The organism is Pseudomonas sp. FW305-E2, assembly GCF_058782925.1.
Window position 1 is genome coordinate 176,866 of record NZ_JBYSYE010000003.1, and the last position, 18,157, is coordinate 195,022.

The 18,157-nt window shown below is 63.7% G+C and carries 17 protein-coding genes and 1 riboswitch; of the genes, 6 read left to right on the forward strand and 11 right to left on the reverse strand.

Annotation, left to right across the window (positions count from 1 at the left end):
• Positions 1-8: 8 nt before the first annotated feature.
• The 7 genes from AC3WLP_RS04725 to AC3WLP_RS04755 all read right to left on the reverse strand — a co-directional run bounded on the left by AC3WLP_RS04725 (position 9) and on the right by AC3WLP_RS04755 (position 6,243).
• Positions 9-527, reverse strand: a complete 519-nt coding sequence (locus AC3WLP_RS04725) for a retropepsin-like aspartic protease family protein (RefSeq protein ID WP_004577399.1) — start codon at positions 525-527, stop codon at positions 9-11.
• Positions 524-1,510, reverse strand: coding sequence for an esterase-like activity of phytase family protein (locus tag AC3WLP_RS04730; protein ID WP_012053865.1), 987 nt, complete (start codon positions 1,508-1,510; stop codon positions 524-526). Before AC3WLP_RS04730 ends, AC3WLP_RS04725 begins: the two co-directional genes overlap by 4 nt.
• The gene (gene parE, locus AC3WLP_RS04735) at positions 1,507-3,411 is read right to left on the reverse strand and encodes a DNA topoisomerase IV subunit B (protein ID WP_003249486.1); all 1,905 of its coding nucleotides are present in this window, start codon (positions 3,409-3,411) and stop codon (positions 1,507-1,509) included. Before parE ends, AC3WLP_RS04730 begins: the two co-directional genes overlap by 4 nt.
• A gap of 35 nt (positions 3,412-3,446) precedes the next feature.
• Positions 3,447-4,055, reverse strand: a complete 609-nt coding sequence (locus AC3WLP_RS04740) for a YqiA/YcfP family alpha/beta fold hydrolase (RefSeq protein ID WP_003249484.1) — start codon at positions 4,053-4,055, stop codon at positions 3,447-3,449.
• Positions 4,056-4,296: 241 nt separating this feature from the next.
• Positions 4,297-5,097, reverse strand: a complete 801-nt coding sequence (gene cpdA / locus AC3WLP_RS04745; RefSeq protein ID WP_029611792.1) for a 3',5'-cyclic-AMP phosphodiesterase — start codon at positions 5,095-5,097, stop codon at positions 4,297-4,299.
• A gap of 85 nt (positions 5,098-5,182) precedes the next feature.
• Entirely contained in the window at positions 5,183-5,635 is a 453-nt protein-coding gene (locus AC3WLP_RS04750; protein WP_003249480.1) for a DUF1249 domain-containing protein, read from the reverse strand.
• The gene (locus AC3WLP_RS04755) at positions 5,626-6,243 is read right to left on the reverse strand and encodes an NUDIX domain-containing protein (protein ID WP_003249478.1); all 618 of its coding nucleotides are present in this window, start codon (positions 6,241-6,243) and stop codon (positions 5,626-5,628) included. Before AC3WLP_RS04755 ends, AC3WLP_RS04750 begins: the two co-directional genes overlap by 10 nt.
• 185 nt (positions 6,244-6,428) lie before the next feature.
• On the opposite strand from AC3WLP_RS04755, the gene AC3WLP_RS04760 reads away from it, so the two are divergent.
• Entirely contained in the window at positions 6,429-7,175 is a 747-nt protein-coding gene (locus AC3WLP_RS04760; RefSeq protein WP_003249476.1) for an RsiV family protein, read from the forward strand.
• Here AC3WLP_RS04760 and cytX read toward each other — a convergent pair.
• The gene (gene cytX, locus AC3WLP_RS04765; RefSeq protein ID WP_003249474.1) at positions 7,144-8,427 is read right to left on the reverse strand and encodes a putative hydroxymethylpyrimidine transporter CytX; all 1,284 of its coding nucleotides are present in this window, start codon (positions 8,425-8,427) and stop codon (positions 7,144-7,146) included. The genes AC3WLP_RS04760 and cytX overlap by 32 nt on opposite strands.
• Before the next feature lie 165 nt (positions 8,428-8,592).
• Positions 8,593-10,473 (reverse strand): phosphomethylpyrimidine synthase ThiC, encoded by a 1,881-nt coding sequence (gene thiC, locus AC3WLP_RS04770; RefSeq protein WP_003249473.1) that lies wholly within the window; start codon positions 10,471-10,473, stop codon positions 8,593-8,595.
• Positions 10,474-10,627: 154 nt separating this feature from the next.
• Positions 10,628-10,734, reverse strand: a riboswitch (TPP riboswitch).
• A gap of 160 nt (positions 10,735-10,894) precedes the next feature.
• Here thiC and AC3WLP_RS04775 point away from each other — a divergent pair.
• A complete protein-coding gene (locus AC3WLP_RS04775; protein ID WP_012053869.1) occupies positions 10,895-12,328 on the forward strand; it encodes a TolC family outer membrane protein in 1,434 nt (477 codons plus the stop codon).
• 114 nt (positions 12,329-12,442) lie between these two features.
• Here the strand turns inward: AC3WLP_RS04775 and waaA are convergent, their stop codons facing one another.
• Both waaA and AC3WLP_RS04785 read right to left on the reverse strand, forming a co-directional pair.
• Positions 12,443-13,714: a lipid IV(A) 3-deoxy-D-manno-octulosonic acid transferase gene (gene waaA / locus AC3WLP_RS04780; RefSeq protein WP_088513285.1), complete on the reverse strand. Its 1,272-nt coding sequence runs from the start codon at positions 13,712-13,714 to the stop codon at positions 12,443-12,445.
• Between the two features lie 11 nt (positions 13,715-13,725).
• A complete protein-coding gene (locus tag AC3WLP_RS04785) occupies positions 13,726-14,616 on the reverse strand; it encodes a LysR family transcriptional regulator (protein WP_003249460.1) in 891 nt (296 codons plus the stop codon).
• An 86-nt stretch (positions 14,617-14,702) separates the two neighbouring features.
• On the opposite strand from AC3WLP_RS04785, the gene AC3WLP_RS04790 reads away from it, so the two are divergent.
• The 4 genes from AC3WLP_RS04790 to AC3WLP_RS04805 all read left to right on the forward strand — a co-directional run bounded on the left by AC3WLP_RS04790 (position 14,703) and on the right by AC3WLP_RS04805 (position 18,135).
• Positions 14,703-15,035, forward strand: a complete 333-nt coding sequence (locus tag AC3WLP_RS04790; protein WP_012053871.1) for a DMT family transporter — start codon at positions 14,703-14,705, stop codon at positions 15,033-15,035.
• Positions 15,036-15,123: 88 nt separating this feature from the next.
• The gene (locus AC3WLP_RS04795; RefSeq protein ID WP_003249456.1) at positions 15,124-16,299 is read left to right on the forward strand and encodes an NAD(P)/FAD-dependent oxidoreductase; all 1,176 of its coding nucleotides are present in this window, start codon (positions 15,124-15,126) and stop codon (positions 16,297-16,299) included.
• Positions 16,296-17,108, forward strand: a complete 813-nt coding sequence (locus AC3WLP_RS04800) for an aldo/keto reductase (protein ID WP_003249454.1) — start codon at positions 16,296-16,298, stop codon at positions 17,106-17,108. Before AC3WLP_RS04795 ends, AC3WLP_RS04800 begins: the two co-directional genes overlap by 4 nt.
• Before the next feature lie 58 nt (positions 17,109-17,166).
• Positions 17,167-18,135 (forward strand): metal ABC transporter ATPase, encoded by a 969-nt coding sequence (locus AC3WLP_RS04805; protein ID WP_088513286.1) that lies wholly within the window; start codon positions 17,167-17,169, stop codon positions 18,133-18,135.
• The last annotated feature ends 22 nt before the right edge of the window (positions 18,136-18,157 follow it).

Sequence of the window (18,157 nt, forward strand, 5' to 3'; positions counted from 1 at the left end):
GGGCCTCGTCATTTCAGGTTCTGGCGCAGCAGCATGGTGCCACCGCGCTGGGTAAATTCAAGTTGTTGCAGGGCACTCATACCCAGCAGTACGGTGGACCCATCCAGGCCCGGCACCACGATGGCGCGTACGTTCTGCAGGCGGATATCGCCCAGTTGCAGGCTGGTCAGGCGCGTGCGGTAGCCTTCGGTGCGGCCGTTGGCGGTGCTCAGTAGCACCGGGCTACCGCGCTCCAGGCTCAGTTCATGAGCCAACGCCTCCGGGATCGCCACATCGGTGGCGCCGGTGTCGAGCATGAAATGCACCACCTGGCCGTTGATGGCACCATCCACCACGAAGTGGCCCTGGCCATTACTCAGCAGGCGCACTTCGATAAAGCCTTGACCATGTTCGGATTGCACCTGGCTGTTGGGATTACGCTGGCTGTCTTCCCACTGGCCGAAAAAACGCGTGGCAAGAAACAGCGCCGCCGCCCAAGCGACGATCATCAGCAACTTGCCCGCGCGCTTGCCCGGCGCCTGGCTCATGGTTTGGCGCTCCAGCCGCCTTCCGGTGCGTCGAAGCGCCAGACAACTGGGCGGGTTTCACCGTCGGCACGGGCGCCGTTGTTATTGTCCAGGCCAATCCAGGCGCCCTTGGCATCGATCACCAGTGCTTCGGCCAGGCCAAACGGCTGCGCGTAGCGCCGTGACTCGACCAGCGCATCAGCAGCGAACGACCAGCAACGCTCGACCTTGCCACTGTCGACATCACGTCGGCACACCCGGTAGGCGTTGCGTTCGAGGGTAAACAGCTTGCCCTCGAACCAGGCCAGGTCAGCGAAGTCGCGCGACAGGGCCCTGGCATTGGGCATCTGCGCGGGTTGCATTTCGACCCCCGCCTCGCTCAGCAGCACGCAACCACGCCCGCAGGTCCAGACCGACTGCTGGCGCTCGATGGCCACCAGGCCACGGCGCTCACGCTCCGCAGCCAGCCACAGGCGGTCACCCGCCGGGTTGATCGCCAGGCCTTCGAACAGGGCATTGAAGTTCAGCAGCATGCCGCTTGCCCGGGCCTGGCGCACCATGGCCGAGTCGATCCTCAACCAGTCCGGCTCGCCTTCCAGCGGCAATTGCAGCACCGCGGCATGCGCCTCGCTGACCAGATAGAGGTTACCCGCCTGATCACAGGTGATACCTTCGAAATCCAGCTCGCCACCGCGAATGTACGATGCCGCCCAATTGCGCGACTTCAACCCCCATGGGAGGCCGCTTTCCGGGACAGCCGGCGGGGTGAAGGTAAGCGGCTGCGCGCGCCAGGTGAGGTTCTGCTGATCGAAGCGGTAGATACGGTCGTCGTCACGGTCGGACACGCCCCACAACCCGCCCCGGCATTCCACCAGCCCCGACAGGTTGCCACCGCGCATACCGTCGATCGGGTGCTCGGCTGTCATCTTCAGCTCTGGCCAGTTGCCCGCCAGGCAAGGCAGGGCGACCAGCGCCAGGCAAACGGCAAGTACTTGCCGAATCAAACCATGACCTCGGCCAGGTTGCCCTTGGTTTCCAGCCAACTCTTGCGGTCACCGGCGCGCTTCTTGGCCAGCAGCTTGTCCATCAGCTCGCAGGTGGCTTCTACGTCGTCCAGGGTCAGCTGCACCAGGCGCCGGGTATTCGGGTCCATGGTGGTTTCGCGCAACTGCGGCGGGTTCATCTCGCCCAGGCCCTTGAAGCGTGTTACCTGCGGCTTGCCGCGCTTCTTCTCGGCCACCAGGCGGTCGAGGATGCCGTCACGCTCGGCTTCGTCGAGGGCGTAGTAGATTTCCTTGCCCAGGTCGATGCGGTACAGGGGCGGCATGGCCACATAAACATGCCCAGCTTCGACCAGTGCCCGGAAGTGCTGAACAAACAGCGCACACAGCAGCGTGGCGATGTGCAGACCATCGGAGTCAGCGTCGGCGAGGATGCAAATCTTGCCATAGCGCAGCTGCGCAAGGTCGGTTGCCCCCGGATCGACGCCAATGGCCACGGCTATGTTGTGCACTTCCTGGCTGGCCAGGACTTCGCCACCGTCCACTTCCCAGGTGTTGAGGATCTTGCCGCGCAGCGGCAGGATGGCCTGGAACTCCTTGTCCCGCGCCTGCTTGGCCGAACCACCGGCCGAGTCACCCTCGACCAGGAACAACTCGGCACGCATCGGGTCCTGGCCCGCACAATCGGCCAGCTTGCCGGGCAATGCCGGGCCCTGTGTGATGCGCTTGCGCTCGACCTTCTTGCTGGCCTTGAGGCGGCGCCCGGCGTTGCTGATGGCCAGTTCTGCCAGTTGCATGCCCAGCTCGGGGTGGGCGTTGAGCCACAGGCTGAAAGCATCCTTGACCACACCGGAGACGAACGCGGCGGCCTCGCGCGATGACAGGCGCTCTTTGGTCTGCCCGGAGAACTGCGGGTCCTGCATCTTCATCGACAGTACGAAGGTGATGCGCTCCCAAACGTCTTCCGGCGCCAGCTTCACCCCGCGCGGCAGCAAGTTGCGGAACTCGCAGAACTCACGCATGGCATCCAGCAAGCCTTGGCGCAGGCCGTTGACGTGGGTGCCGCCCTGGGCGGTGGGGATCAGGTTGACGTAGCTTTCCTGAATGCTGTCGCCGCCTTCGGGCAGCCACAGCAAAGCCCAGTCAACCGCTTCCTTGTTACCCGCCAGGCTGCCACAGAACGGCTCGTCGGGCAGGCGCTGGAATTCGTTGACCGAGTCGACCAGGTAGGAGCGCAGGCCATCCTCGTAGTGCCATTCCACCTTTTCGCCGCTGGCCTTGTCCTCGAAGCTGACCAGCAGCCCCGGGCACAATACCGCCTTGGCCTTGAGCACGTGCTTGAGACGGCTGATGGAAAACTTGGGCGAGTCGAAGTACTTCGGGTCTGGGCTGAAGTACACGCTGGTGCCGGTGTTGCGCTTGCCGACCGAGCCGACCACTTCCAGCTCGCTGGCCTTGAAGCCATCGGCAAAGGTCATCTGGTATTCATTGCCGTCACGCTTGACGCGCACGCGCACCTGCGTCGACAAGGCGTTGACCACCGAGATACCCACCCCGTGCAGGCCACCGGAAAACTGATAGTTCTTGTTGGAGAACTTGCCGCCGGCGTGCAGCTTGGTGAGGATCAGCTCGACCCCGGACACGCCCTCTTCCGGATGGATGTCCACCGGCATGCCGCGGCCGTCGTCGCTGACTTCCAGCGAATGGTCGGCATGCAGGATGACCTGCACCGAACGCGCGTGGCCGGCCAGTGCTTCGTCGACACTGTTGTCGATGACTTCCTGGGCCAGGTGGTTGGGGCGGCTGGTATCGGTGTACATGCCCGGCCGCTTGCGGACCGGATCAAGGCCCGAGAGGACTTCGATGGCGTCTGCGTTATAGGCGCTAGCGCTGGGATTGGCCATAGGGTCTCGTCGTCAGTCTGGTGAATGCAAAAAAGTCAAAATACAGAAAAATCGAGCGCCGCATACTGCCCACGGGCAATGCCGGCGAAGGCCAGCAGTGCCGGCAGGCGCTCGGCGAAGCCCTGGAAGCTGTGGTCGCCACCGGCCTGGATACGCAGGGCACAAGCACGGTAATAGCGCTCGGCGTGGCGATAGTCCAGGGTTTCATCGGCGGTCTGCAGCCACACTTGATAGCGGTCGGCATCGGCCGGGGCCGCGACTTCCAGCTCGGCCAGGGCCTGCACGTGATCGTGGGTCAGCTCCCAGGTTTCACCGCTGTAATGGTTGCGCTGGGTGCCCAGGTAACCGTCGAAATGCTTGTGCGGGGTTACCGCCGGGTTGACCAGAAGGGCCTTGAGGCCATGGCGCTCGGCCAGATGGGTGGCATAGTAGCCGCCGAGCGAACTGCCCACCAGCAGTGGCGCACCCAGTTCGGCGATGGCCGCTTCGAGCTGGACCATGGCTTGCCGTGGGTGGTGGTGCAGGGCCGGCACTCGCAGCTGGTCGGCCAGGCCGAGCTGCTGCATGACTGCCTCCAGCTGACGCGCCTTGGTCGAAAGCGGCGAGCTGTTGAAGCCATGGATATAGAGGATGGAACCCGACATGCTGCCCCCGGAATCTGTGGCTTCGCGCCTGATAATGCGGGCGCAGGGACGCGCAGTGTAGCGCGTTCGCCGGGTTTTGGCGCCGCACAGGGGTTTTAGCAACACATTCTTCAACAGCTTTTAGAGTGCCGGGGGCGCTTTGCGCCCCTATCGCGACACAAGGCCGCTCCCACAGGGGTACGCGATCTCCTGTGGGAGCGGCCTTGTGTCGCGATAGGGCTGCGCAGCAGCCCCAAAATCATCAATAGCCAGGGCTATCGAAGTCGAGCTGCACCTCGAAATCCAGCGCCCGCTCCACCCCGGTTTCCAGCCGCCCGTCGGCATGCAGGCGCAACCAGCGGTACCCCGGATGCTCTTCGCTCACCTGAAAGTCTTCGCTGCGCGCCGCGAACTGAATGCAGGTCGACGGCGTGGCCAACAGGCGCCTCCCCTCTCGGACCTCATCCCATTCCTGATGCACATGCCCCCACAGCAAAGCCCGTACCTGTGGATATCCTTCAACGATATCGAACAGCGCCTGGGCATTGCGCAAGCCGATCGGCGCGATCCAGGCGCAGCCGATGTCCACCGGCTGATGGTGGAAGCACACCAGGCAATGCCGCTCGCCAGCCTCTTTCAAGGCGGCTTCCAGCACGGCCAGCTGGTCATCTTGCAGAAACCCGTGGGTAGCACCGTGCACGGCGGTGTTGAGCATGACTACCCGCCATGCGCCAATATCGGTCACCGCCTGCACCAGTTCCGGCGCCACCTGCGCCATCACCTGAGCCTCGTCATGGTTACCCGGCAGCCAGCGCGTGGGTACGGCAAACGGTGCGGTCAGCTCCCGAAACGCTTCATAGGATGCCACGCTGGCATCCTGGGACAGGTCGCCCGTGCACAGCAGCAAGTCGACAAGCGGCTGCTCGCGCCGCACCTGGGCCACCACGTGGCGCAGGCTGTCTCGGGTCTTGAGGCCCAGCATGCTGCCAGCCGGGTCGGCGAACAGGTGGGCATCGGTCAGTTGCACCACATGCACGGGGCGGGATTGGTCTGGCGGCGACAACGGCCATCTCCTCGAATGGATTCAGCGGGAATTATGGCTGTGCGACGGTGACGAGCAAACACCCGCAACCGACTCACGTCACAATTCAGCGAACACTTGCCAGTTCGTGGCCGCAGGCCAGGCAGTGGCTGAGCCATTCCCCCAGGAAAAGGTTGAGCTGAGCCTTTTCGTCCGGCTGGTGCATGGCATCGTTCGGATACGGGTAGATGCTGCGCAGGCGACGGGTGTGTTCGGCGCTGACCACTTCGGCCATGCGCGCATCGTGATACACCTGCACTTCCAGGTGTGGCACTGGCAACCACGGCAGGCTGTGTTCCTGGCGCACATGCAGGGTTGTGGTGTAAGGGCAGGCCAGCACCACGTCGAGCACCAGCACGCCAAGCATCTGGTCACCCTGGGTCATGCCGATGCGGCGCGAGCTCTGGGTGGTGCGCATGTCGGGCAACAAGCGCATCAGCCGGGCGTAGTTGGCCTCGCAGGCTGCCTGCAGCCCGACCAGGTCGACTCGATAGCGCTCGCGCAGCAGGTTCACTTCCACATACCTCTTACTTCGTCACGGTTCAGCGCCAGCCATTGCAGGCCAATGATGGTGGCCGCATTGCAGATGCGCCCGTCGCGCACCGCCTGCAGGGCATCCTCGAACGCCCACACGCGTACGCGAATGTCTTCGCCCTCTTCCTCCAGGCCATGCAGCCCTCCCGCGCCCTCGCTGCTGCAACGGCCTAGGAACAGGTGAACGTATTCGTCACTGCCGCCGGGCGACGGGAAGTAGCGGGTCATCGGCCACAGGGCGCTGAACGTCAGGCCTGCTTCTTCTTCAGCCTCGCGATGGGCGACTTCCTCGGGCTGCTCGTCTTTGTCGATCAGCCCGGCAACCATCTCGATCAGCCAAGGGTTGGCGACCTTGTCCAGTGCACCCACGCGGAACTGCTCGATCAGCACCACTTCGTCGCGCGCAGGGTCGTACGGCAGCACGCATACCGCATCGTGGCGCACAAACAGTTCGCGACTGATCTCGCGCCCCATGCCCCCGGCAAATAGCTCGTGGCGCAGGCGTAACTTGTCGAGCTTGTAAAAGCCCTGGAAGCAATTGGCCCGCTCGATGATTTCGAAGCCCTTGGGCACAGCGTTCAACGCGTCTGACATGGAAATCCTCATTACCTCGAATACTGCTTCGCGCCATCCTACTCCGCACGCCTGTTGGTTTCACCCCTTTCCAGCAACCGCTGGCGCACTCGGGACAGCAGCCCTTCACTCTGTTAGCTTAGTGGCGAACTGAAGGCCGCGCAGACGGTCAAAGGCCGACTTTTCCCTGTTCTGCAAGGATCATCATGACACTTGTCAAACTGACTTCCGTGGCCGTGCTGGCACTCGCTCTGGGCGCCTGCCAGAGCCTGTTCACGCCCAACTACCGGGCCCCGCTCGAGGTCAAGCGCGACGCCTGGGAGCATGTCAAACCCGGCTGCAGCGAGAGCGACTGCCCGCTGGTGAACATCGACATGATCCACTTCCCGGCCCTGCCCAAGCTCGACGGCATCGTCGAAAAACGCCTGCTGCAACTGACCGAAGACAATCAGCATGGCACCGCACCAGCCACCCTGCAGGCCTACGAACAGCAATATCTGGCCAGTGCCGACAAACGTAACAGCAGCTACTTGCAAGCCAAGGTACGCGAGCAGCATGACGGGCTGGTGATCATCGAGTTGTCCAGCTACCTGGACAGCGGTGGCGCCCACGGCATGCCCGGGCGCGGCTTCATCAACTATTCACGCAAACTGGACAAGGTGCTGACCCTGCAGGACATGCTGGTGCCCGGCCAGGAAGACACCTTCTGGAAAACCGTCGAAGAATCGCACCGTGCCTGGCTGATGAGCGTGGGAATGGACAAGGATGCCGAGTTCGTCAAGACCTGGCCGTTCAAGAAATCGCCGCACGTCGCCCTGACGTACGGCGCGGTAGTGGTCAAGTACGAGGTCTATGCCATCGCGCCCTATTCCATGGGCCACGTGGAACTGAAGATCCCCTACCCGCGCCTGAATGGCGTACTCAAGCCTGAACTGTTTCCCGGCCGCGGCTGAGGCTTAGCAGCCCATGCAGCACACCTGCCAGCAGCAATGCGGGCAGGGTAGCGCCCAGTTCCGGCGCCTTGGCGGCAATCAGGTGATAGGCCACCGCCCCGGCAAACCAGGCCACCAACGCCTGCCAGTGCAAGCCATTGACCTGCGCTGGCAGACGGCGTCGACGGACCACGTAGTGGTCCATCAGCACCACGCCGAACAGCGGCGCGAACACCGAGCCGATCAACAACAGGAAGTTTTCGTACTGTGCCAGCGGCGCCAACAGGGCAATCAGGGTGCACAACACGCCGATGGCCAACGCCAGGTGCTCGACCTTCAGCGGTAGCAGCACACCAGTGGAAACCGCCGCCGAGTGAATGTCGGCGAAAGCCTTTTCCGACTCGTCCAGCAGAATAAGCAGCAGCGGAATCCCCATGCCGGCGCCTGCCAGGGCCAGCAGCAGGGCATTGACTTCGCCACTGGCGGCGAACGCCAGCGTGTACGCCACGCCCAGGCTCATCAGCCAGGTGTTGCCGATGAAGTAGCCAACGACCGTGCCGCCGAACACATGCTTGCCATTGCGGGCAAAGCGCGAGTAGTCCGCGATCAGCGGCAGCCAGGACAGCGGCATGGCGATGACGATATCGAAGCCAACCGCCAGCGACATCGAACCATCCCCGGCACGGTTCCACAGCTCCGCCAGATCAGCCTTGGCGAACAGGTTCCAGGTCAGCCACAGGCAAGCGCCCAGCAACAACCAGATGCCCCAGGCGCGCAGCACCTTGCGCACGAAGGCCAGTGGCCCGCTGACGGCCAGCAGGGTGGCCAGGGCACCGAAGCACAACGTCCAGAGCATGGGGCTGTTCCAGGCACTGTCCTCACCGAACGCTCGCGCCCCCAGCAAGCTGGCAGCATCGCGCATGACGATAATCTCGAAAGCGCCCCAACCCACCAGTTGCAGCAAGTTGAGCAGCGCCGGCAAGCGCGCGCCATGGCTGCCCAGGCTGAGTTTCAGGGTGCCCATGGCGGACAGGCCGGTGTCGCTGCCGATAACCCCCGCCGCACCCAGCAACAGCACACCGACACCGGTGCCCAGGGCGATGGCCAGCACGGCGCCAGCAAGGCCCAGGCCTGGCGCCAGCATGGCGCCGACCTGCAGTACCATCAGGCCGATGCCGAGGGAAAACCACAGTGAAAACAGGTCGCGAGCACCGAAAATGCGCTGCTGGATGGGGATTGGATGGTCGGGAGAGAACTGGCTGGGTGATGTCATGGTTGGCGCTCGCCGGCAATATTGTTGGTGTTCCTGGCGAGGACTTCGTCCTCGTATCGCGACGCAAGGCCGCTCCCACAAAAACCACGCAGGCTTCGAGGCTTGCGCGGTCCTTGTGGGAGCGGCCTTGCGTCGCGAAAGGGCCGCAAAGCGGCCCCAGCGTGCTTAGACTTTGTGGTACAGCTGGCTGCCTTCCTGGCGGAACCGCTCGGCCTGCTCACGCATGCCTTGCTCGACCGTCACATCCACGGCCTCGATCTTGGCTGCGTACTCACGCACTTCCTGGGTGATCTTCATCGAGCAGAACTTCGGCCCGCACATCGAGCAGAAGTGCGCGACCTTGGCCGATTCCTTCGGCAGGGTCTCGTCGTGGAAAGCGCGGGCAGTGTCCGGGTCGAGGCCCAGGTTGAACTGGTCTTCCCAACGGAACTCGAAACGCGCCTTAGACAAGGCGTTGTCGCGAATCTGTGCACCCGGGTGGCCCTTGGCAAGGTCGGCGGCATGCGCGGCAATCTTGTAGGTGATGATGCCGGTCTTGACGTCGTCCTTGTTCGGCAGGCCCAAGTGCTCCTTCGGCGTGACGTAGCAGAGCATGGCGCAACCGAACCAGCCGATCATCGCCGCACCAATGCCCGAGGTGATGTGGTCGTAACCCGGCGCGATGTCGGTGGTCAGTGGGCCGAGGGTGTAGAACGGCGCCTCGTCGCAGCACTCCAGCTGCTTGTCCATGTTCTCTTTGATCAACTGCATCGGCACGTGGCCGGGGCCTTCGATCATGCATTGCACGTCGTGCTTCCAGGCAATTTTGGTCAGCTCGCCGAGGGTTTCCAGCTCACCGAATTGCGCGGCGTCGTTGGCGTCGGCAATCGAGCCAGGGCGCAGGCCGTCGCCCAGCGAGAAGCTGACGTCGTAGGCCTTCATGATTTCGCAGATTTCGTCGAAGTGGGTGTACAGGAAGTTTTCCTTGTGGTGCGCCAGGCACCACTTGGCCATGATCGAGCCACCGCGGCTGACGATGCCGGTGACCCGCTTGGCGGTCAGGGGCACATAGCGCAGCAGCACACCGGCGTGAATGGTGAAGTAGTCCACACCCTGTTCGGCCTGCTCGATCAGGGTGTCGCGGAACAGTTCCCAGGTCAGGTCCTCTGCCACGCCGTTGACCTTTTCCAGGGCCTGGTAGATCGGCACGGTACCGATCGGCACCGGCGAGTTGCGAATGATCCACTCGCGGGTTTCGTGGATGTGCTTGCCGGTGGACAAGTCCATGACCGTGTCCGAGCCCCAGCGGATGCCCCAGGTCAGCTTGGCCACCTCTTCCTCGATCGAGGAACCCAGGGCGCTGTTGCCGATGTTGCCGTTGATCTTCACCAGGAAATTGCGGCCGATGATCATCGGCTCTACTTCCGGGTGGTTGATGTTGGCCGGAATGATCGCGCGGCCACGGGCGATTTCCTGGCGGACGAATTCAGGGGTGATTTCTTTCGGGATGTTGGCACCGAAGCTGTGGCCGGCATGTTGCTCATTCAGCAGGCCGGCGGCGCGGGCCTCCTGTAGCTTCATGTTCTCGCGGATGGCCACGTATTCCATTTCGGCGGTGATGATGCCCTGACGGGCATAGTGCATCTGCGAGACGTTGGCGCCGGCCTTGGCCCGGCGCGGGTTGCGCACATGGGCGAAACGCAGCTTGGCCAGCTCCGCATCGTTCAGGCGCTGCTGACCGAAGTCGGAGCTCAGGCCTTCCAGGCGCTCGGTGTCACCGCGGGCTTCGATCCACGCCGAACGCACATCGGCCAGGCCTTTGCGCACGTCGATGATCACGTCGGGGTCGGTGTACGGGCCAGACGTGTCATACACCAGCACCGGGGCGTTGGACTCGCCGCCGAAATCGGTCGGGGTGTCATCCAGGCTGATTTCACGCATGGGGACACGGATGTCCGGGCGCGAGCCTTCGACATACACCTTGCGCGAACGCGGGAACGGTTGCACGGACTGCTGATCGACTTGTGCCGATTCGCTGAGGTTGATCGCTTTTTCTTGTTTGGTCATCACAGGCTCTCCTGACGGCTTCCTAGCAGTGGAATGTCGGGGTGAACCTGAAACGCGCGGACGCACCCTCTTTGGGTGCAGTGCCGGACATGGGGGTGCCTGAAGCTGTATGCAGCTGTGACAATCCCGGACCTGGCACAAGAGGCTCCCCGGGAAGGCGAGCAATCTTGTTCCCTACGCAGGCGCTAACCTGATCAGGTTCAACGGGATCCGCACCTCTGCGATCTCAGCCTTTGCTTCAAGGCACCCCGACAAGAACATGCGCAGTCTAGACTGGAGTGGTCAGCAAAGCCAAGCAGGTAAATGCGCGGATGATGAAAGGCACACCGAGCGATTGTTGCCGGGTGCGCATGGCACTACACTGGCCCATCGCTCGATACTCAACAGTTCAGTAATTAAATTTCGTACAAGGATTGCCTCTATGCTGCGCAAACTCTCACTGGCGATAGCCGTGTCTTGTGCGTCCAACGGAGTGGTCTGGGCAGCGGACGTGCCTTCGACAGTCAAAACCGATCTGGTCAGCGTCTACCAGGAAGCAGTGGACAACAACGCCGACCTGGCTGCAGCCCGCGCCGATTACGGGGCGCGCCGCGAAGTGGTGCCGCAGGCCCGCGCCGGGTTGCTGCCAAACCTGTCGGCCGGTGCCGAGATGATGAACACCCGCACCAAGCTGGACGAGCCGTCCATGACGTCCAATCGCAGCGGCAACGCCTGGAGCGCGACCCTGGCTCAGCCCATCTTCCGCGCTGATCGCTGGTTCCAGTTGCAAGCCGCCGAAGCAGTCAACGAACAGGCAGCACTGGAGCTGTCGGCGACCGAGCAAAACCTGATCCTGCAAACCGCGCAAAACTACTTCGCCGTCCTCCGCGCCCAGGACAATCTGGCCGCCACCAAGGCAGAAGAAGCCGCCTTCAAGCGCCAGCTGGATCAGTCCAACGAGCGTTTCGACGTGGGCCTTTCGGACAAGACCGACGTGCTGCAATCCCAAGCCAGTTATGACACTGCACGGGCCAACCGGATCATCGCCGAACGCCAGGTGCAGGACGCCTTCGAGGCCCTGGTAACCCTGACCAACCGTGAGTACACCGCTATCCAGGGCGTGGTGCATAGCCTGCCGGTACAAGTGCCAACGCCCAACGATGCCAAAGCCTGGGTCGAAACCGCCGGGCGCCAGAACCTCAACCTGCTGGCCACCAACTACGCGGTTTCTGCCGCAGAAGAGACCCTGCGTCAGCGCAAGGCCGGGCATGCACCGACCCTGGACGCCGTGGCCAAGTACCAGAAGGGTGACAACGACAGCCTTGGCTTCACCAACCCATCGCAACTGGGGGTGCGCTACAGCGGCGACGTCGAGCAGACCAGCGTTGGCCTGCAACTGAACATACCGATCTACAGCGGCGGCCTGACCAGCTCGCAGGTACGCGAGGCTTACCAGCGCCTGAGCCAGAGCGAGCAACAGCGTGAAAGCCTGCGCCGCCAGGTCGTGGAGAACACCCGCAACCTGCACCGCGCAGTGAACACCGATGTGGAACAGGTACAGGCGCGCAAGCAGTCGATCATTTCCAACCAGAGCGCGCTGGAAGCCACCGAAATCGGCTACCAGGTCGGTACCCGCAACATCGTCGACGTGCTTGATGCCCAGCGCCAGCTGTACACCTCGGTGCGCGACTACAACAATAGCCGTTACGACTACATCCTCGACAACCTGAGCCTGAAGCAGGCAGCCGGCACCCTGAGCCCGCAAGACCTGCAGGACCTGAAGCGCTACCTGAAACCTGACTACAACCCGGACAAGGACTTCCTGCCGCCGGACCTGGCGGCAGCAGCGGCCAAGAACTTCGAGCGCAGGCCTTGAGGTAGGGGCTGGACCATTCGCGGGCTCGCCCGCTCCCACAGGGATAGCGCAGCCCTCGAGCCATGCATCCATCCTGTGGGAGCGGGCGAGCCCGCGAAGGCGCCAATGCAAAAATCAGCGGATAAGCGCCCCCAGCCCCTCGAGCAATCGCTGCAAAGCCCCCTGATTGGCCCGCATCACCGCCCTGCCCGCCTCGCCCATGCGCTGGGCGTCCTGCGGCAGTTCCACCAGACGGCGCACCGCACCGGCCAGCCCGTCAGCATCATCCACCTGCTGCAACGCACCCGCCTCGCGCAGCATCGCGCTGATTTCGAGGAAGTTGAACACATGCGGCCCCATGAGCACCGGCAAGGCCAGCGCCGCAGGCTCCAACGGATTGTGCCCACCGGTCGGCACCAGGCTGCCACCGACGAAGGCAATGTCGGCCAGGGCATACAGGAACAGCAGTTCGCCCATGGTGTCGCCCAGCAATACCCGCGTTTGCGCATCGACCAGCGTGCCGGCAGAGCGGCGCACGGTGGTGAACTGCTCGCTGCACAGCGCATGCACTGCATTGAAGCGCTCGGGATGGCGCGGCACCAGGATCAGCAAGGCATCGCCATGCACCTGCAACAACTGCCGATGCGCCTGCAGGATCAAGGCATCTTCCCCTTCATGGGTGCTGGCGGCGATCCACACAGGGCGCTGGCCGCCCCCCCACTGTTCACGCAATGCCCTGGCGCGCGGCAGCAGCTGTTCGTCGATCGTCAGGTCGAACTTGATCGAACCGGTGACTTGCACGCGCTCAGGGCGTGCACCCAGGTCACGGAAGCGCTGGGCCTCGGTTTCGGTCTGCACGGCAATCAGGCTCATCTCGGCCAGCATCGGCCGGGTCAGCCTGGCAAAGCGCCCATAGCCACGGGCCGAGCGCTCAGACAAGCGCGCATTGGCCAGCGCCACCGGAATGCCGCGCCTGGCACACTGGTGAATGTGGTTGGGCCAAAGCTCGGTTTCCATGATGATGCCCAGCTTAGGCTGCACATGATCGAGAAAACGCCCCGCCGCCCAAGGCAGGTCGTAGGGCAGGTAGCAATGCTGCACGCGTGGCTCGTTGCCGAACAGGGCGCGAATGCGTTCAGAGCCGGTAGGGGTCATGCAGGTCAGTGTGATCGGCAGCTCCGGGTAAGCCTTGAGCAAGGCACGCACCATGGGTGCGGCAGCAATGCTCTCGCCCACCGATACCGCATGTACCCAGATACCACCCTGGCGCATGGCCGGCAGCTTGAAAGCAAAGCGCTCGCCGATGCGCTGGCCATAGGCCGGCGCCTTGCGCGCGCGCAGGTATAGGCGCAGCGCAACCAGCGGCAGGCCCAGGTGAAACAGCAAGGTATAGAGAGTTCTGTTCATGGCGGCTAAGTCTACCCGATCGCGCGAAGGTGCACTGCAAAGCGCTCGGCCAGCCACTGCGCGGCCGGGCCCAGAGGTTCATCGCGGCGCCAGGCCAGCTCTGCCACCAAGGCCGGCGGCCGCCAATCGCTGTCCAGTTCGACCATGTGCGCCTGGTAGGTCGGGTACTGCACCACATGCCGGGGTAACCAGGCCCAGCCCAAGCCACGCATCAGTAGTTCGGCCATGGCGTAGAAGCTGTCGGCACGCCATACCTGCGGGCTGATCGCCTCGCCGCCAGGGTAACCGCTTTGTTGTGGCGTGATCAGCAACTGCCGGTGGCGGGCCAATTGTTGGCGGGTGACCCGGCCTTCGCCCGCCAGCGGGTGGCCGACCGCGCACACCGTGACCATCTCCACGCTGCCCAAGGCACGGCGTTCCAAGGAAGCCGGGATGCTTTCGTGTAGGAAGAACAGGCCCAGATCGGCGCGCCGCTCCACCAGCTTGCGCGCCACATCGCCCTGGGCCCCGCTGGCCAGTTGCACCTCCAGGAACGGGTAGCGGCTAGCCAGTTCGTCAAGGCTGTCGATCACCGGCTGATACGGCATGGCTTCGTCCTGCGCGACCCGCAGCAAGGCCTCCTGCCCGCGCATCAGGGCCAGGGCGCGGCCATCCAGGCGTTCGCACTGGCGTAACAATTCGCGGGCGTCTTCCAGCAAGGCGCTGCCGTTTTCAGTCAATTTCGGTTGCCGGCCGCTGCTGCGCTCGAACAGGGTGACCCCTAGGTCGGTTTCGAGCAGCGCGATGGCACTGCTGATCGCCGACTGGGCTTTGTGCTGCTCACGTGCCACCGCGGAGAACGAGCGCAGTTCCGCAACGCGCAGAAAGGTACGCAATTGTTCAAGGTTCCACTGCTCGGCCATCAACCTATCTCCCATATTGATAGGTAATGACTTTACCCCATCCAGGCAACGTCTAGAATGCCCGCTCAGTAACGGAGGATCCCACCATGAATGCCTATACCTACCTCGCCATTGCCATCTGCGCCGAAGTCATCGCCACCGCCTCGATGAAAGCGGTGAAAGGCCTGAGCACGCCGTTGCCACTGCTGCTGATGGTGGTTGGCTATGGCATTGCGTTCTGGATGCTGACGCTGGTGGTCCGCAGCATTCCGGTGGGGATTGCCTACGCCATCTGGTCGGGGCTGGGGATTGTGCTGATCAGTGTGGCGGCGCTGGTGATCTATGGGCAGAAGCTGGATATGCCGGCAATGCTTGGCATGGCCATGATCGTGGGTGGCGTGGTGGTGATTCAGCTGTTCTCGAATACCGCTGGGCATTGAGAGCCCGTGTGCGGAGCTCGCCGACGATAGGGCCATCTCAGGTATAGCCTGTATACTTGCCAGCTGTCCCAGTCTTCGAGGTACCGCCATGCCATCTGCCATTTCCACTGACGTGCTGATCGTCGGCGCCGGGGTCGCAGGCCTCTGGCTCAATGCCCGCCTGCGCCGCCTGGGCTACTCGACAGTGCTGGTGGAGCGCGCCAGCCTTGGCGGCGAGCAGACCATCAAGTCGCAGGGCATCATCCACGGCGGCACCAAATACGCCCTGCACGGCGCCCTGACCGGCGCCTCGGAAGCCATCGCCGACATGCCGCGCCGCTGGCGCGAGGCCTTGGCCGGCAACGGCGAACTCGACCTCGGGCGTACCCGTCTGCTCTCCGATGCCCACTACCTGTGGTCGCCGGGCACCTTGGCCGGCAACCTCACAAGCTTCTTCGCCAGCAAGGCCGTGCGCGGCCGGGTCGACCAGGTCAAGGGTGACCAGTTGCCACCGGCACTGCAGGACCGCGCGTTCAAGGGCAAGGTGTATCGCCTGGCGGAACTGGTGATCGATGTCCCGAGCTTGCTGGCCAACCTGGCCGAGCTGGCCGGCGAGTCCTTGCTGGCAGGTGAACGCATCGAACCCTTGCGTGAAGGTAATGCGTTGGTTGGCCTGCGCGTGGACGACCGGGAAATCCGTGCCCAGCGCATCGTATTGAGTGCCGGAGCCGGCACCGAAGGCTTGCTGCAGGCGCTGGGCCTGGATCAGCCGGCCATGCAAACCCGCCCGCTACACATGGTCATGGCCAAGGGCCCGAACCTGAAACCTTTGTACGCCCACTGCCTCGGCGGCGGGCCCAAGCCGCGGGTAACGGTGACCACCCATCCGGCAGCCGATGGCCAGTGGGTCTGGTACCTCGGTGGGGACCTGGCCGAAGCCGATGGCGTGGCGCGCGAGCCTGCAGCGCAGATAGCTGCAGCGCAGAAGGAAATCGCCAACCTGCTGCCCTGGGTCGATCAGAGCCTGGTGCGCTGGGCCACACTGCGCGTCGACCGCGCTGAGCCTGCACAATCTGGCCTGGCACGCCCGGACAACGCCTTCCTTGCCGACCAGCAGCGCCTGCTGGTGGGCTGGCCGACCAAACTGGCACTGGCACCGGACTTCAGCGACCGGGTAATCAGCCACCTGGAGCGCGACGGCATTCGCCCACAAGCACAGGCCGACCTGGCCGACCTCCCACGCCCTCCACTGAGCGTACCGGCCTGGGAGCAGTTGCTGCCATGAGCCTGCCAACCCTGCACGCCTTCCATCGCCCGCTGGGCAGCACCGGCCTCACGGTCTCTCCACTGGGCCTCGGCACGGTCAAGCTGGGCCGCGATCAGGGCGTGAAGTACCCCACGGGCTTCACGATCCCCGGCGATGAGGAAGCCCGCCTGTTACTGGCCCAGGCCCGCGAGCTTGGCATCAACCTGATCGACACCGCCCCGGCCTACGGCCGTAGCGAAGAACGCCTGGGCCCGCTGCTGCGCGGCCAACGCGATGAATGGGTAATCGTCAGCAAGGTCGGTGAAGAGTTCGAGGAAGGCCTGTCGCATTTCGACTTCAGCGCTGCCCACACCCGCCGCTCGGTGGAGCGCAGCCTGCGCCGGCTCGAAACCGACCGCATCGAACTGGTGCTGGTGCATTCCGACGGCAACGACCTGGCCATCCTCGAACAGCAGGAGGTCTACCAGACCCTGGCCGAACTCAAGCAGGAGGGCAAGATCCTCGGTTTCGGGCTGTCCGGCAAGACCGTCGCCGGCGGCCTGAAGGCACTGGAGCAAGGCGACTGCGCCATGGTCACCTACAACCTCAACGAACAGGCAGAACGCCCGGTGCTGGACTACGCTGCCGAACACGGCAAGGCCATCCTGGTAAAGAAGGCCTTGGCGAGCGGGCATATCTGCCTGGCCCCGGGCGTCGACCCGGTGCAGGCCAGCTTCGAGCTGCTGTTCGCCCACCCGGGCGTCAGCAGTGCTATTGTCGGCACCATCAACCCGTTGCACCTGGCCCATAACGTGGCCACCGTCGCCCGTATCCTGGGCCAGCATTGAGTTACCTCAGGCTCCCGACTCAGGGACTGGAGACTGACCCGACGCAAGGAGGAGCCTCGTGGCGCGAACGCTGATCCGCAAGAACCCGAGCAACTTCAAGACACTACCACTGCATGTCGAGGCCACGCCCGAAGGCTTGATCTACCAAAGCATCGGCATGCCGCTGAACTTTGCCCAGACCCAGCAACGGCGCAAGGCCATCCAGTTACCCGACACACAACACTTCGTGGTCGAACTGGCCAACCTAGGCGTGTCAGTGCGCCTCACGCTGCATTGGCAGAACCGCGATTACTGGGTACTGGTGCGTCAGCGCCGACAAGACCGTGGCGATGTGGTACTGAAACTGATTTCCGGTTATGTACCGGCGCAGGAGCTGAACCTGCCGCTGCACACGGCCGTACAGGAAGTGGCCGAGGAGTGCCTGCTGGAAACCCCGGAAGGTTGGCTGGGCGGGCGCTTCAACGACACCTGGCTGCCCATCCCCTACGCCGCCGCCCTGCACTACCGCGAAACACCCCACTTCGTGCTGGCTCCGGAGTCCGGTGCCGCACGCCCGGTGCATTGCGGCAAGCTGATGCTACTGGAGCGCCCACGGGCCTATGTGCACCTGCCCACCGCTTCGCTACAGCTGATCTATGACATGCGCCTGCAAGTGCCCCGGGACGCCAAGAAACTCAGCTTGTTCCACGTTGACGAGCGGCTGGAGGGCGACCAGCTGGTGGCGCGGCTCAACCGCAAACGGCCCGACCTGTACCTGATGCCATTGAAAGACGGCCAGCCACTGGCAGAGCTGTATACGCTGAAAAAGGATGAGCTGGTGCCGGCGAGTACGCGTGGGCTGTACCTGGCAGAAAGTTTTGCCCGGCAGGAAGGCTGGGTGGTGGCAGATGAACGGGTACGCTGGAAGGATTGGGTGAAACAGCAGGGGTTGGTGGAAAGCAAGCCCGTAAGGGCGTCGCACTTGCAACGGTTTGGCGACAAGGCGCGAGCGCTGCTGGAGCGGGCGCGGACCTCGCTGCACAAGTGACATCCCGGGAGCTTTCGCCTGC